General features: G+C 63.1%; 10 protein-coding genes. 6 read left to right on the top strand and 4 right to left on the bottom strand.

Features of this window, described 5'->3' with window-relative positions:
• Positions 1–20 precede the first annotated feature (20 nt).
• A complete protein-coding gene (gene rpsF, locus JQS30_RS16435; RefSeq protein ID WP_213171317.1) occupies positions 21–311 on the bottom strand; it encodes a 30S ribosomal protein S6 in 291 nt (96 codons plus the stop codon).
• Positions 312–730: 419 nt separating this feature from the next.
• Here rpsF and JQS30_RS16430 point away from each other — a divergent pair, with 419 nt between their 5' ends.
• The gene (locus JQS30_RS16430; protein ID WP_213171316.1) at positions 731–2,386 is read left to right on the top strand and encodes a fumarate hydratase; all 1,656 of its coding nucleotides are present in this window, start codon (positions 731–733) and stop codon (positions 2,384–2,386) included.
• A gap of 208 nt (positions 2,387–2,594) precedes the next feature.
• On the opposite strand, the gene JQS30_RS16425 is transcribed toward JQS30_RS16430, so the two are convergent.
• On the bottom strand, positions 2,595–4,559 hold the full coding sequence (locus JQS30_RS16425) for a DUF2339 domain-containing protein (protein ID WP_213171315.1): 1,965 nt from the start codon (positions 4,557–4,559) through the stop codon (positions 2,595–2,597).
• Positions 4,560–5,230: 671 nt separating this feature from the next.
• On the opposite strand from JQS30_RS16425, the gene JQS30_RS16420 reads away from it, so the two are divergent.
• Entirely contained in the window at positions 5,231–6,097 is an 867-nt protein-coding gene (locus tag JQS30_RS16420) for an ICP22 family protein (protein ID WP_213171314.1), read from the top strand.
• 1,198 nt (positions 6,098–7,295) lie between these two features.
• On the top strand, positions 7,296–8,270 hold the full coding sequence (locus tag JQS30_RS16415; protein ID WP_213171313.1) for a serine hydrolase: 975 nt from the start codon (positions 7,296–7,298) through the stop codon (positions 8,268–8,270).
• A 23-nt stretch (positions 8,271–8,293) separates the two neighbouring features.
• On the opposite strand, the gene JQS30_RS16410 is transcribed toward JQS30_RS16415, so the two are convergent.
• Positions 8,294–8,635 carry a sterol carrier family protein gene (locus tag JQS30_RS16410; protein WP_213171312.1) on the bottom strand — a complete coding sequence of 114 codons (342 nt, stop codon included), beginning with the start codon at positions 8,633–8,635 and terminating at the stop codon, positions 8,294–8,296.
• Positions 8,636–8,791: 156 nt separating this feature from the next.
• Here JQS30_RS16410 and JQS30_RS16405 point away from each other — a divergent pair, with 156 nt between their 5' ends.
• From JQS30_RS16405 to purM, 3 genes are all read left to right on the top strand, one after another.
• Positions 8,792–11,185: a carboxypeptidase regulatory-like domain-containing protein gene (locus JQS30_RS16405; protein ID WP_213171311.1), complete on the top strand. Its 2,394-nt coding sequence runs from the start codon at positions 8,792–8,794 to the stop codon at positions 11,183–11,185.
• Between the two features lie 521 nt (positions 11,186–11,706).
• Entirely contained in the window at positions 11,707–13,212 is a 1,506-nt protein-coding gene (purF, locus tag JQS30_RS16400; RefSeq protein WP_246497960.1) for an amidophosphoribosyltransferase, read from the top strand.
• Positions 13,213–13,412: 200 nt separating this feature from the next.
• Entirely contained in the window at positions 13,413–14,501 is a 1,089-nt protein-coding gene (gene purM, locus JQS30_RS16395) for a phosphoribosylformylglycinamidine cyclo-ligase (RefSeq protein WP_213171309.1), read from the top strand.
• Between the two features lie 259 nt (positions 14,502–14,760).
• On the opposite strand, the gene JQS30_RS16390 is transcribed toward purM, so the two are convergent.
• The gene (locus JQS30_RS16390; protein ID WP_213171308.1) at positions 14,761–15,069 is read right to left on the bottom strand and encodes a DUF3073 domain-containing protein; all 309 of its coding nucleotides are present in this window, start codon (positions 15,067–15,069) and stop codon (positions 14,761–14,763) included.
• Positions 15,070–15,296: the final 227 nt, after the last annotated feature.

Genomic DNA, 15,296 nt, shown 5'->3' with positions numbered 1-15,296 from the left:
CTCGTTTGGGGCGGGTACTTCTACCGAAGTTCCGGACGAAGAACCTTCGTCCGCAGCACCGACTCGTTGAGTCGCATCTGACGGTCCAGCTCGGCCACAGCGGCCGGCTCGGACTTCAGGTCAGCGACGGCGTAGATTCCTTCGCTGTGCTTGTTGATCTCGTAGGCCAGACGGCGGCGGCCCCAAACGTCGACTTTCTCGACGGAACCACCTGAGTCACGCACTACTTTCAGGAACTTCTCCAACGTGGGAGTTACCTGGCTTTCCTCCAGGCGAGGGTCAAAGATGACCATCAGTTCGTAATGCCGCAAGATCGCTCCACCTCCTCTGGTCTTTATCGGCCGCAGACTTTCCACGGCAGGAGGGCTCTTGCACCATCGCGCATCCTCAGCACTCGAATCCGCGGAGGTTAATCCGGGGAATTCGATCCGCCACAGGGGGCGTCACAGACGCGCAACCGTCTAAGAGTACCTGCTGAGAGTGCTCTCTCCCGCTCCACCCGCCCCGTTGTGACTCACCCCGTGGTGGTTCCTCAAAGCCCGAGCCCAGCTACTTCGGTAGGGGATCGAGGCTATCAGTGCCCTGTGACACATCGGAGCGCAAAAGCCGCCCGGATGTCCGCGTTTCTGCCCGTGCCGCCCGGCCACCCGCGTGGCCCACCCGTTGATGCGAATGCGTCCTCCTGTCCCGTCGGCCAGACCCAGAATGCCCCGCGCGCTATGTTGGAGGCGTGACTGGCGAGTTCAAATACACCGACCTGCTTCCCGTTGGCGAAGACGCCACCGAGTACCGCCTCCTCACCTCTGAGGGTGTTGAGGTCATCGAAGCGGCGGGCAGACGATTCCTGCAGGTGGACGGCGACGTCTTGGCCGATCTGGCTGCGGAGGCAATGAAGGACATTTCCCACTACCTGCGCCCGGCCCACCTGGCGCAGCTGCGCAAGATCCTCGACGACCCCGAGGCCAGCCCGAACGACCGGTTCGTGGCTTTGGACCTGCTGAAAAACGTCAACATCTCGGCCGGTGGAGTACTGCCGATGTGTCAAGACACCGGCACGGCGATCGTCAAGGGCAAGCGTGGGCAGCACGTGCTCACCGACGGCAAGGACGCTGAGCACCTAGCGCGCGGCATCTACCGCGCCTACCACGACCTGAACCTGCGTTATTCGCAGTTGGCCCCGCTGACGATGTGGGAGGAGAAGAACACCGGCACCAATCTTCCCGCCCAAATCGAGTTGTATGCCGACGGGGACGACTCCTACAAGTTCCTCTTCATCGCCAAGGGCGGCGGCAGCGCCAACAAGTCCTACCTGTACCAGGAGACCAAGGCGGTTCTCAATCCCGAGAGCATGATGAAGTTTCTCGACGAGAAGCTGCGAGCCCTGGGAACGGCCGCGTGTCCGCCCTACCACCTGGCGATTGTCGTCGGCGGTACCAGCGCCGAATACGCGCTCAACACCGCGAAACTGGCCTCGACCAAATACCTGGACTCGATGCCCACGCAAGGTTCGGACTCCGGCCACGGCTTCCGTGACATCGAGATGGAACAGCAGGTGCTGGAGTTGACCCGGCACTTCGGTATCGGGGCGCAGTTTGGCGGCAAGTACTTCTGCCACGACGTGCGCGTCATCCGGCTGCCGCGTCACGGCGCCTCCTGCCCGGTGGCGATCGCCGTGTCGTGTTCGGCCGACCGGCAGGCCCTGGCCAAGATCACGCCCGAGGGTGTCTTCCTGGAGAAGATGGAGACCGAACCGGCCAAGTACATGCCCGAGACCACCGACGCCGACGTCAACGGCGACGTGGTTCGCATCGACTTGAACCGGCCGATGGCCGACATCCTCACCGAGCTATCGAAGCACCCGGTCAAGACCAGACTGTCGCTCAATGGGCCCTTGGTCGTGGCCCGGGACCTGGCCCACTCCAAGATCAAGGAACGGCTGGACGCGGGCGAGGAAATGCCCGATTACCTGCGCGATCACGCCGTCTATTACGCGGGACCGGCCAAGACTCCCGAAGGCTACGCCTCGGGGTCGTTCGGCCCGACGACGGCGGGCCGGATGGATTCCTACGTCGACCAGTTCCAGGCCGCGGGCGGCTCCATGGTCATGTTGGCCAAGGGCAACCGCTCCCGGAAAGTCACCCAAGCCTGCGAAAAGCACGGCGGCTTCTACCTGGGTTCCATCGGGGGCCCGGCGGCCCGGCTGGCGCAAGACTGCATTAAGTCGATGGAGGTCTTGGAGTATCCGGAGCTGGGTATGGAGGCGGTGTGGAAGATCGAGGTCGAGGATTTCCCGGCCTTCATCGTCGTGGATGACAAGGGCAATGACTTCTTCGCCGAGACCTCCAAACCACTGGTGACCATCCGCAGCCGCAGCGCCGAGGCATAGGGGCCACCCGGAAGCGTCCCCGCTTACGACCGAAAGCCTCACCATTGCACAAAGTGAGGCTTATGCAAAAGTGCGGATTCAAGGCCACAGCAAGCGACTTCTACGCTCCTAAACGAGCCGACGAGAACGCCGAAAATGCCTTCCGCATATGCCTGTGCGACAATCGCGCCCGCTCTCTCGAGCAGGCGCGATTGTTCGTCTTGGCAGCTCACAAGTGGTAGATGATGACGCCATCGGTGCGCTCGACTTCAACATCCCACGGGTCTTCGTCCAAGAACATCGGGTCCCAATCACTATGGGGCACCCAATCGACCACCACGACCACGGTCTTTACGCCCGCCTCGCGCAACGCCGCGATCGAATCAGGTTGCGGGAAGTCATAGGAATCGGCCCGCATGCGCGCCTGCGCCTCCGGCGTGAACGCCGCAACCCCGTTGACCAGGTCGCCAAACCCATCAATGCCCCAAAACTGCACCACAGTGTCCCGGCCGTCCGATGGCAGCACCATCACCGGCCCCTCCAACTCAGAGAACGCCACCGGCGCACGCGGCGGCTCGTAATTCTCCGCGGCGGTCAACCCTTCGGCCAAGATCAGTGGCAACGGCAGCAAGAACAGCAAGTGCAGACGCCGGGGAGCTCGCACCCTCAGCCGCTTGTCAAACCGGTTCTCATGCGCGAGGGCATCGGCGCGATCGGCCAAGTTAGTGATCGTCCCCGCCGCCAACACCGCCAGGATCAAGCTCATATACAAGACCAGTCGACCTGGGGTACGGATCGCCTCAAAGCCCGGCAGGTACTCATAGAGCAGGCCATAGGCCCACGCCCCATTGTCCAAGAAGTTGGGCCCCATCGCCAAGCTCAACGTCACCAACAGTCCCAAGGCTAGGAAAAGCCGCTGCCGGGGAGTCCAACACGACCACACCAGCCCCGCGATGGCCAACGCGAGTACCGTGAATCCGACCAGCAGCGTCTGTTCGGGGGCCCAGGTGAGCCCTTCCCGGGCGCTAGCATGCGCCTCGCCCCACAGACGCGACTCTTCGGGCGCGATGATGAAGCTGGTCCAGGTCGGGCTGAACTGCTCGATGTAGTCCAGGCCGCGGCTGGACTCCGGATAGGCCCGGGCGACCGCCAAATGCTGGTCACCCATCCACAGCGTGCCCAGGCTGAAGACCATCCCACCCAGCCCATTGGCCGCGACCGCCCACCAGCCCAGCCGCAGGCGCTTGCCGAGTATGAACAGCCCGGCGACCACCGCGATGGCCAACAGCAAGTACAGGAACGGAATCCCCATTCCCATCCCGATGGAGACCTGCCACAGCGCCACGAGCCAGCCGCCCAAGATCCACCCTGGCTTGACTCGTTCGGGCTTGAACCCCTCTCGCAGCGACCATCCGTGACCACGGGCCAGCATCGCCAGCGCCAGCGCGATCCCACCCACCGACAGGACCTGCAAATGCCCGGCTTGGGCGAGTTTCCACGGCGCGTAGGCGAACGCGGCCGCCCCGATGACCGACCCGGCCACGCGCGCCCCGAGTTGCCGCAGCAGGACGTAGCAGCCGAAGAACGCGAGTGCGAACGTGCCCATGTAGAGCAGGTTGTAGACCAGCAGCGCCGAGGAGTAGTCGGTGATGGCCAGCGCGGCGGGGGCGTATCCGAGCAGAGTGTCGGTGAAGAGGTGGGAGTCCGTGGCGGGCCAGAAGGCCCCGGAGTCCCACAGGTTGAGGTAGGTGCCGCCTAGCGCTTGTTGGCCGACGTGTCCCAGCCAGGCGAGCATGGCGGTCAGCAACAGCGGGTCGCCTAGGTCGTGGGGGATGACACGGGTTGCCTCGGTGGCCAGTGGCCAGGTCATGGCCACGGCGAGGACGGCGCTGGCTGCGGCGGCGAGGGTCCATTCGTGGGTCAGGCCCACTCGGATGCGCTTGAGTACGCGCATGATGGGGTGGGGCGGCGCTTCGGGGCGCAGGGTTTCTCCGGCGGCGAATTTTTCCCAGCGGTGGTCTTCGGACAGGTCGGCCTCGGGTTTGTCCGCCTGGTTGGAGTCGTTTTCCTCTTTGACGCGGGTGGTTTCGGCTTCGAGGGTGGCGTCGTGGTCGGCCTGATCGTGGTTTTCGTCAGTGGGTGGCGCTGTGGTGTGGTCGGGGTGGTCGGGGGTGGTGTTGCCTGTCGTGGGCATTGTCGGTCTCACTGCTGCGTCGAAGATGGTGGACTGAGCCACATCCTACTTTTGGTTTCGCGTCTAAGCGGAAGGGTGTTCCAGATTGAGGCGGTCTCGCGGATTGTTGGTCGTGGGGGTGACGCTTTTTCCGGAGGTAGACGAGCCGATGGGAATGTCGAAGGTGTTTTGTGCCTAAGTCTGAAACTATAGGGCGTAACTTACTCCTGCCTGTCTCGTTATTCAGTTTCGACAGCCGTATTCATTCATGCGGCTTCGCTTTGAACGAGTAATACCATTATCAACTCTTGAATCCTGTCGGGTTTGGCTGAGGTTGACGCCGCTGAGGGCTGTTTTCACAGTTGGAGGGGCTTGCTCCATCGGGAGTGGCCTAGCTCTTCGCGTTTGCTGTCCTTTTGTCGAGACGACGCGGTCGCGACTTTGTGCGTCGCGGCATTGTCTGTCTCGATGTGGCCTTTTACTGATCTGCGTTTGCGCGTCTGAACGGTGAGGTCTGCTGGGCGGCCGCTACGGTGCGGCGACTCTTGGTTCCCCTGACGGTTTCATCCGGGAGGCAGGCTATGTCGGGTAAACACCGCACCACGCCACATGAGGCAGCGCGGAGTCAGTCCCGCCCACCTTTGCCCTATCCAGTTGGCGACGGGCGTTTGTCGCCTGGGGCTCGTATGGAGATGCGGCGTAAGCATCGTCGCCGTACGCGCTTGGCCGCTGGGTTCACGGCGTCGTTGGTGGCGATGGGCGGTGCCGCTGGCATGAGCTTTGCCATGGCTGACAGCACCCCGGAAAGCGGTGGTTCTGAGATCATCTTCAGCGGTTCGTGTGGGCTGCTGAGCACGATTGGGCCCAACTCGTCGCCGAATGTCGATGACTTGTCGGTCCCCGCGGGCACGGTGGTCAGCTTCACCAATGACACTGGCCGGGCGGCGGATTTGTTGGTGGGTAACAGTTCGCACGACATTGACCGCAACGCGACGATGACGTTCACCATGAACCAGTCGGCGGAGGTGGCGATGGTGCCACAGTGCGGGCTGATCTTGCCTAAATATGACACGGCGATGGTGACGGTCAGCCACGATGACTCTTCGTCGGATTCGTCTTCCTCTGGTTCGGGAAGTTCTTCGTCGGGCTCGACTGCTCCGCAGGCCAGTTCGCATGACTTGCCTTCCACGCAGCGCGAGGACTCCGATGAGGGGGCCTCGACCGAGTCTTCGGGTGGCGGCGTCCCCAGTGGCGAGAGCGGTCACCCGCAGGGCGGTCCGGCTGGTACTCCCGGTGGTGAGGTTGAGGCGGCGGACGATGCCGATAGCGACGTAGGGGATTCCGATGAGTCGTCTCTTCCGTTCCCTCCGGTCGATCGTGATTCGACTGAGGACGAGTCGGACGGTATCGCGACTGCCGGTGAGGTGCAGGCCGTTGACAGGGAGCAGCTGAAGGACGGGGCCAGCGGCTTGCTGGCGTTGTTGGCGATTGTGTGTCTGGTGGGCGTCGGTGCGGCGGCTTTGCGGACGATGATGGCGCAGCGCGCTACGGCAGCTTGAGGGCAGGGTCATCAGGACAGTGTCGTCAGGGCAGGGTCGCGAGGGCAAGGTCGCGAAGACCGTTGTCTGAGAGCGGGGTCGTGGCGGCGATGGCCGGTAGGCCGTGGATGCGGCGGGCCCGGCGGCCCGCACTCCCAGACAGTGGCGCGGAGGCGCTTGGCGCCATCGAAAAGATCGGGCCTGTGAGCCTGTGACCATATGAAACGTATGTGACCACGTGTCGGTCAGTTGCCGTGTTCCCCCGGTGGCAGCTACCCGCGAGCGGTAACTGACCGACACTTCACATCCGCTTGCAGTTATGTGAGGCGCAGTCAACCGTTGGCGGGCGGTCTGGGCAGTGGCGCGCGGTACTGCGCCGGGCGGAGAGATTCGCTGGCGCGGGTGTTACCGGAGCATGGGTGGGTTTGTGGGCCCGCTTGGGTCGCAGCCGTTCGGCGCCGGTGGCTCGGACGGCCTTGTACTACAGCCCCGTTGTGGGGCGTTTGACGAACGTTGCAATACGCGTGGATCTAAGCCCCGTGAGGCGTCGGTCCAGCTCCTGAATGGTCATTCCTCCCCAGGTCCCACTCAGTTGGCTGATCCGACGCCTCACGGCTTTTCCTTCTCCAGCGACGCTAACACCGCTGGGGCGTTGCCGCAGAGGTTGCGGCAACGCTTGCGGATTGCAACAAATTGATCATGGGCCCGCCTTAGGACGCGAGGGCGAACAAACCGCTTTCCATACCCCAACTCGGTCGCTAGCAGGGCAGACTTTTGAGGTGGAGGATTGAATCAGTCACCCCACCACCCTTTATTACTCGTCGGTAACTTTGAGTGAGCGCATGTCAATATCCACGCTGAACTGCAAAGATAGCACTCAGTGAGTGAATCATCACTGATCTTGGGGTGCGGTCGCCACGTTGCCAATCCCTCGTGAATGGGTTACTTTAAATCCGATCAAACCTCATGGTCAGGGCGTAGTTCGAGCACCCTGGGAACCCTGTTACTGAAGAGTCCTCTCGGTACCCCGACGAGCTGAAGTCAGGCCCTCCCACCGAGGCACCCGCCTTAAAGCGCACGTGAAATCTCGTGGTCCTCCACGGCGACGTCTACCTCCGGTAGACCAGCCGACGAGACCGCCAAGGAGCTTTTTGCTCAAGCTTCAGTACCCCTTGCCCGGCCCCACCGATGTTCCACCCACCCGAAAACGCTTGGTCACATGAACTCACGAGTTACCCCGCCACCCATTCGCTACTGGTCGATCTTGGGGACCGGTCTCGTAGTGCTGCTCGTTGCGATGGTCCTCATCATCACCGTGTGGCCCAGTTCGTCGGAAAAGGGCGGCAATGTCTATGACCCCAACCGCCTCAGCGGTTCCCAGGGCGACCCCGAAAAGCTTCGAGACTCCACCTACGCGCCCGACCCCAACGCGATAGCCGCCCAGATCGCGGCAATCCGCCAAGACGCCCTTGAACAGCGCATTGAGGCGATCCTCGAATCTGCCAGCGTTCCCGACACCGCCGAACTGTCGTTGGCCATCCAGCACGGTGGCACCATTTTGACCTTTAACGACGACACGCAGCACGACACGGCCAGCATTATCAAGGTCGAGGTCTTGGCGATGTTCCTGGACAGTTACGACACCGTCGAGGAGATTCCCGCCTACCAAATGGGCCTAGCCGAGGACATGATCGCCTCCTCGGACAATGACTCGACCGATGAACTGCTTTTCCATTTCATGGACGGTCATCCGGCGCTGGAGGCCGCTCACGAGAGATACGGCCTGGAGAACACCGAGCGCGGCACCGTGTGGGGCACCACGCAGACCACCGCGTCCGACCAACTGCGAATGTTGGAGGTTCTCCTCACTCCCGATGAGCACATGAGTCACAGCAAGGCCGCTTTGGCGCGCCAGTTGTTGGGCAATCTCGCCGATGACCAGGAGTGGGGCATTTCCGCAGGGGCGCAGGAGGCCGAATCGGTGTGGATGAAGAACGGATGGGACATCCGCAGTAATATCGGCAACCGCTGGGTGGTCAACTCCATTGGCATGATGAGCCTGGCCGACCAAGAACCCACGTCGATCGCGGTGCTCACCACGGGGTTCGATGAGTTCGAGGACGCGATCGCCATCATCGAGCAGGTGTCAGAGGTCGCACGCGACACGCTGACGGCTGACCCGCGAACGCTGTGACCGGTCTTATCCTAGAACTGGCCTCACGATTCAAGTAGCGGAAAGTGTTCGCTCAAGTCCGAGCGGGCTCCCGAGGCTGTGATCTTGCCGGAGGCCACCGCTTCGGCGAATGTCATTCGGCCTAGGGCTACGTGCAAGAACGTGACCGGATCGCTTTCGACGACATTGGCCGGAGTTCCACGCCGATGCCGCGGCCCGGCAACGCACTGGACGGCTCCGAACGGAGGTACCCGCACCTCGACCGAGTTGCCCGGAACGGAGGTGGCCAAGCGTTCCAACAGCGTTCGGACCGCCGCCTTTTGGACGTCTCGGGCTGGCTCTTGAGAGTGATCTATAGCCGCTATAACCTGTGAAATGGCATCCATGTCCGCCTCTATAAACTTCTAAATACCTATAAAGCAGGCATTTTTCGATGGTTGCGGGCGATATTGAAGACCCCTGCGTATTGATACCGATTTGTTACCAGGCATAGTGACCCACGACGATACCCAACCATGGGTGAGTTGTGCCCAGGAGGAGTCATGACCGCACCAGAGGACCGGAGCACGTCCCGAGTCGTCCCGTCCGGGCCACTCGCACCCCGGCCTTCGCGCCGTGTACGTGCCCTTCCGCGCGCCTGGAGTTTTGCCACCTCACGCATGCTCACCGCATGGCTGGCAATGATCAGCATGGTACTGGGTGCCGCGATCGGTGCAGTCGTGGTCCCCCAGGCTGCCTTGGCCAACCCCGAAGTCACCGTCCAGATCGTCCACGGGCACGACCCGAGCCTAGAGGTGGGTGGAGCCCCCGCTGAAATCGGCGTCATGGTCCAGGTGCGCAATTCGCCCCGACCCACCAAAGTCGATATTCAGGGCGTGCTCTCTGGGGTCAGCGAGTGGGTTGATATCCGCGTCGACGGCGATTGCGAAGACCGTGGGAACGGTAAAGCGCGCTGCAACGACATGGACGACCTGGCCAACAACACCGCTCAATTGCGTTTCATTCTCGCCCCGGTTCCCGACTCGGACCTGACTGACGCGGATACTCGATCCGGTCACTTCGACGTCGGCGCTACGGGAGGCTCCTCCTCCGACCGCACCTCCGTGAGCATCAGGGGCAACCGTCCTGACCGTGACCCGACCGTGCAGGAAATCTCCGGCGTGGTCTCCGATGACCAGGGCGAGGCCGTCTCCGGGGCGCGCGTGGAGATCCGCGACCCGGCCGGGACCACCTACGACACGACTACCGGTGGCGACGGCGCCTATCGATTTGAAGGCAACGACGACCGATACATCGCCCCTGGCCAAATTGACCTGAGAGTCACCGCCGATGGCTTTGAGGACTTTGAACGCACGATCCAGGTCGGTGCGGGTGCGGTCTTCGTAGAGGCCGTCTCCCTGTCGCTTCCGGAGGACGATAGCGACGACGACGAACCTCCGGCCGAGGAGCCAACGGAGGAGGAGACCACCGAAGCCGCGGTCGTCGACGACGGCGTCAGCGGCATGATGTGGCTGATCATCATCCTCGGTATTCTGCTTGTTCTCGGTGGCATCGCCGCCATCGTGATCATGATCGTCAAGAGCCGCAAGGACGATGACGAGGGCGAAGACGGAGACTTCCTCGACGAGGACGTCCCTCCGGATCACACGCCCAAGGCCGCGCAAACCGGCCAGCCGGGTGTCTACGACTCAGGACCCGCGCCCGGGGCCGACCAGCCGACCATGATCCACGACGGCCCGCTCTTGCAAGACGATGACCTGGCCCGGTACGGCTCGCAGCCCGCTGGCGGTGGCTTCGGCCCCGCCTATGGCCCCGACGACGCCACGCAGCTGATTCCGTCGGCCGACGGTGGTTTGCCGAGTGGTGCCGTCTCGCCCGGTCCTGGTGCCGACGCCACGCAGATCGTTCCTATGGGCGGTCTGGGACGTGGTGGCCCGCCCGAGAACGACTCCACCCAGATCATTCCGACCTCCGGTGGCGCACCCGGCGGTATTCCGCCTGCTCCGCCCGCTCCTTACGGCTCCGATCCAGCTGGGTACGGCTCCTCGCCGTCCAGCCAGCCGCGCAGCGGCCCGCCTTCGCCTTACGGCGAGCCGTCTCGTCCCGAGGGGCAGCGCGGAGCCTATGGCGAGCCTTCGCGCCCGCCGTATTCCGAGCCGTCCCCGCCCGGTGGAGGCCGCGAGCCCTACGGCTCCGATCCTTACGGCGGTCCTCGCTCCGACTATGGCGGCCCGTCTGGGTACCCGCAGAGTTCTCCCAGCGCCCCGCCCTCGACCTATGGCTCCGATCCCTATGGCGGGACACGCGGGGGCGACCAAGGCGATCGCGGAAGTAACTTCGGCTTCGGCGATGGCACCTATGGCGCGCCCTCCGAGCCACGCGGCACCGACTATGGGGCTGGCCCCGCGCAGCCATCCAACCCGTGGAGCCAACCGGCCAGCACCGACCAGTGGGGTAGCCCCAGCGCCCCCGAATCGGACAATTATGGCCGTGGCGGCTACGGAACCGACAGCGGCGGCGACTATGGACACCGCCCCGCTGGCGATGAGTACGGTCGACCTGGCGGCGACTATGGTCGCGGACCCTCCGGTGGTGCCGAATACGGCGGTGGCACCTACGGGCGCGACAGCGGCGGTTATGGCCAACCAGATCCCGGCTATGGCGATCGTGGCGGTTACGGCCGGCCCGGTGGAGGGCCGCCCAGTCCGTATGAGGCGGGTCCCTACGGCCATGGACAGGCCGATGGCCCGGCGGCCCCTGGTGGTCCCGGCGGCCCGGGCGGCTACGGCCCGCCAGCCGACGACGCTACCCGGTTGCAACCCGGTGCCAATGGTGACGAGGGCCGCTATCCAGGCGAGCCTCGTCCTCCCCGGGAGGGGCACCGTGACGAGCGAGACGGATATCGCGACTGGGATGACCGTCCACGCTCTTGGTAGAAGCAGTGCGGTCCAGTAAACTGGCACTGTGCTCAAGCGCGACAGATACGGCAGGTGTCGGGATGGACTACCGCTTTCGCTGATGCGATCTACTGCGGGCACGCCGGTTGCCTTTCGGCTTTTTCGTGTGGCCGATCCGTCGTTTCCAGAATGCGCGATTCTCCTTAGCGAGACCGCTTGCGCTGAACGTGGTCCTTGTTCACATGAGCGGCCCTCTCGATGGAATCCCAGATGGGGTCTGTGGCACGCTCATGGGTGGGAGCGCTTTCACCGCTTCCGACAAAATGGTTCCCGAGCGCTTCGGGCCCGGGGACGCTCACCGCAAGACGCATCGAGACGCGTTCGCTCTCGCGCGGCCTCACCGGCGACAGCCCGTGGTGCCTCGCCGTTGCTTCGCCCGCGTTGTGGCTTCGATCGTGACGACCGCGGTCGTCACACAGTCGGCCTGAGCACTAATGCGGACAATGACGACCGTGTGCGCCTCCTCGGCGCAGCCTCAATTGAAACCACAAGGAGTAGTTGTGCCCCGAGGTGATGGGCAGCTTTCGTTGGAGCTTGACTCGAATGACGCCGGACCGCGCGATGAGTGCGGTGTGGTGGGAATTTGGGCTCCCGGCGAAGAAGTCGCCAAACTAACCTATTTCGGCCTCTACGCCCTGCAACATCGGGGACAAGAAGCCGCCGGAATCGCCGTCTCCGACGCCGCTCGGACGGTCGTCTACAAGGACACTGGGCTCGTCGCCCAAGTTTTCGACGAAACCACTCTTGCCCCCTTGACCGGGCACGTCGCCATCGGTCACACGCGATACTCCACCACCGGGGCCAATACCTGGGACAACGCTCAGCCGACTCTTGGCACCACCTCGGCGGGCACCTCCTTGGCTCTGGCTCACAATGGCAACCTGATCAACACCGCCGACCTGGCGAAGGAAGCCGCGAACCTCAACCTTGACATTGGCGCGTCGACCTCGGACACCGCGCTCATGACGGCGCTGTTGACCGCCCGCCCCGATGAGTCCATCACCGCCTCGGCCCAGAAGGTGCTTCCGCAGTTGCGGGGAGCATTCAGCTTGGTCTTCATGGACGACAACACGCTGTATGCGGCGCGTGATCCGGAGGGGTTCCGGCCGCTGGTGCTGGGTCGCCTCAGCAACGGCTGGGCTGTGGCCAGCGAGACGGCCGCGTTGGACACTATCGGCGCGACCATCGTCCGGGAGATCGAACCTGGTGAGCTGCTTTCCATCGACGAGCATGGGATGCGCTCTGAGCGCTTCGCCCCAGCTCGGCCTAAAAACTGCATCTTCGAGTACATCTACCTGGCCCGCCCTGACTCTGTTCTGGCGGGTCGCAACGTGTATGCCACCCGGGTTGAGGTGGGACGCCGCCTAGCACGCGAGCAGGTGGTGGAAGCCGATTTGGTGATTGGGGTTCCCGAGTCGGGCATCCCGGCCGCGATTGGTTTCGCCGAGGAGTCCGGCATCCCCTATGGGCTGGGCTTCACCAAGAACTCCTATGTGGGGCGCACGTTTATTCAGCCGTCGCAGTCGCTGCGTCAGCTGGGCATTCGCCTCAAACTCAATCCGTTGCACGATCAAATCCGTGGTAAACGCATTGTCGTGGTCGATGACACGATCGTGCGCGGCAACACTCAGCGTCAGATCGTGCGAATGCTGCGTGAGGCCGGAGCCGTCGAGGTGCATGTGAGGATTTCGGCCCCGCCGATCCAATGGCCGTGTTTCTTCGGCATCGACTTCGCCAGTCGGGCCGAACTCATCGCTGGCAATCTGGACGTCGATGGGATTCGCAAGAACATCGGCGCGGACAGCCTCGGCTATGTCTCGATGGAAGGGCTGACCGCGGCGACCGAACAGCCCGCCTCAAGGCTGTGTCGCGCCTGTTTCGACGGCGACTACCCCCTAGAACTTCCGGCTTCCTCGCTACTGGGAAAGAACCTCCTGGAATCCGGCGGCGAGTCCGGAGAAGAATCAAGCACCAATCGATCACAACGTCAACGAAGTGAGGCGTAGGTGAGACAGACTCGGCGGGCATGCGCCTGGCCTGGTCTGGAGGCGATGGTGGCCGCGCGTCGATCCCACCCGATGCGTTGTTGGCCGCTTTCGTTCGTTTCACCACCGCCAGCGCGGCAATGGCGCGGGTCTCTCAGCATTGCCATATGGGGCCCAGTTGGAAGTTATAGCCGCGATTACGCAGGAAGGGGCGCTTAGGCGTGAGCAGCAGCAGCAGCAAGACAGAGGACAAACAGAAGAAGGTCTCCTATGCCTCCGCTGGCGTCGACATTGACGCCGGGGATCGTGCGGTTGAGGCGCTGAAGCCGAGTATTCGTAAGACCACCCGGCCTGAGGTCGTGGGGGGTATTGGGGGATTTGCCGGGCTGTTTAGCTTGGATGTCGAGAAGTACCGTAAGCCGCTTTTGGCCTCCTCCACCGATGGTGTGGGGACGAAACTGGTCATCGCGCAGCGTCTGGACATTCACGACACTGTCGGCATCGACTTGGTGGCGATGGTGGTGGACGACTTGGTCGTCTGTGGCGCGGAGCCGCTGTTCTTGCTTGACTACATCGCCTGCGGCCAGGTGGTGCCGGAGCGGATCGCCGATATCGGGGCGGGGATCGCCGATGGCTGCCGCTATGCCGGTTGCGCGTTGGTCGGCGGCGAGATCGCCGAGCACCCGGGCGTGTTGGGAGCCGACGAGTATGACGTCTCGGCGACGGGCATCGGCATCGTGGAGACGGATGACCTGTTGGGTCCCGACCGGGTCCAGGCGGGGGATGTCGTTATCGCGATGGCTTCTTCGGGTCTGCATTCGAATGGTTTTTCGCTGGTGCGGCAGGCGCTGCTTAACCATGGCGGCATGAATTTGAAGTCAGAGGTCGCCGAGTTCGGCCGTCAGCGCACGTTGGGCGAGGAGCTGTTGACTCCGACGCACATTTACGCCAAGGACTGTCTTGAGGTCATCAAGGAGTGCGAGGTGCACGCCTTTTCGCACATCACCGGGGGCGGTATTCCGGGGAACTTGGTGCGTTCGCTTCCCGATCACCTGCAAGTGGAGGTGGATCGTTCGACGTGGTCTCCGCAGCCGGTTTTCGATGTGGTGCAGAAAGTTGGCGCGATTGAGGACGTGGAGATGGAGCGCACGTTCAACATGGGCGTGGGGATGATGGCGATTGTCCCGCCCGACCAGGTCGACCGCGCTCTCGCCGTGCTGACCACACGTCATGTCAATAGCTGGGTGGCCGGTGAGGTTACTGAGGGTGGCAGTGGCGTGAAGATGGTCGGGGAGTACAAGAAGGCTTAACTGGGCTCTTCTGGGGCCTTATATGTCGTGGCGTGTTCTGCCCGGGGACTGCGGTGAGATGTTGGTCGCCGGGCAGAGCGCTGTTTGCGTCTGGCTGGGCGGATGTGGCGTGGTGGGGTTGCGTCGTGACGCCAGGGCGGGGCCGGGCATGCTTAATCCCGCCGACTGCGCAAGGGCGCCTCAGCGGGATTTTTGGTCATGATGGCAGCGGCGAGGGATCGATAGGCTGCCTTGGGTGCGAAGTGGGTGAGAGTCCTAATTAGGTGGGAGGAAGCGATGGGTTGCCGTCCCACCGCTTCATCCACCGTAAGTCAGACTTGTTCCTCGGAGGGAGCCAATCCTCTTCGCGAAGTCCGTCGTCATCGTCGCTGGCGTAGTCCGCATAAGGGTCGGAGTAGCCTTCGTCTGGCTCTTCGTCGACTGCTTCCTCAGCCTCGATGGCATGGTTCTCAGCCTCTTTACCGCCTGCTAGTTCGCGCTCTAGTGCGCGCAGGTCGGTATTCGGCGAGTGGTATTTCAGCCGCCGGGCAACCTTCATCTGTTTGGCCTTAGCTCGGCCGCGCCCCATATGGCTCGACCCCCTCGCACAGAATCATCGGGGCCGCCGTGAGGCGCCCCGGTCACTTTTGCAATCTCTCCGTGGCTCCTACGGTACAACCTAAGTCGACAAAGTTTTATTCCGGGCTGGGACCTTGGTGTTGCGCACTACTTTTTAACCTGGATAAAGGCCTATAAAACACTTCTCACTCTGTGGGATTGTGGCGCAGCTCATGGCTTGGCGGTCGCATTTGGGGC

The sequence above is a fragment of the Natronoglycomyces albus genome (assembly GCF_016925535.1).
GTDB classification, from domain to species: Bacteria; Actinomycetota; Actinomycetes; order Mycobacteriales; family Micromonosporaceae; genus Natronoglycomyces; species Natronoglycomyces albus.
This window is presented reverse-complemented; position numbering and strand designations above follow the sequence as displayed.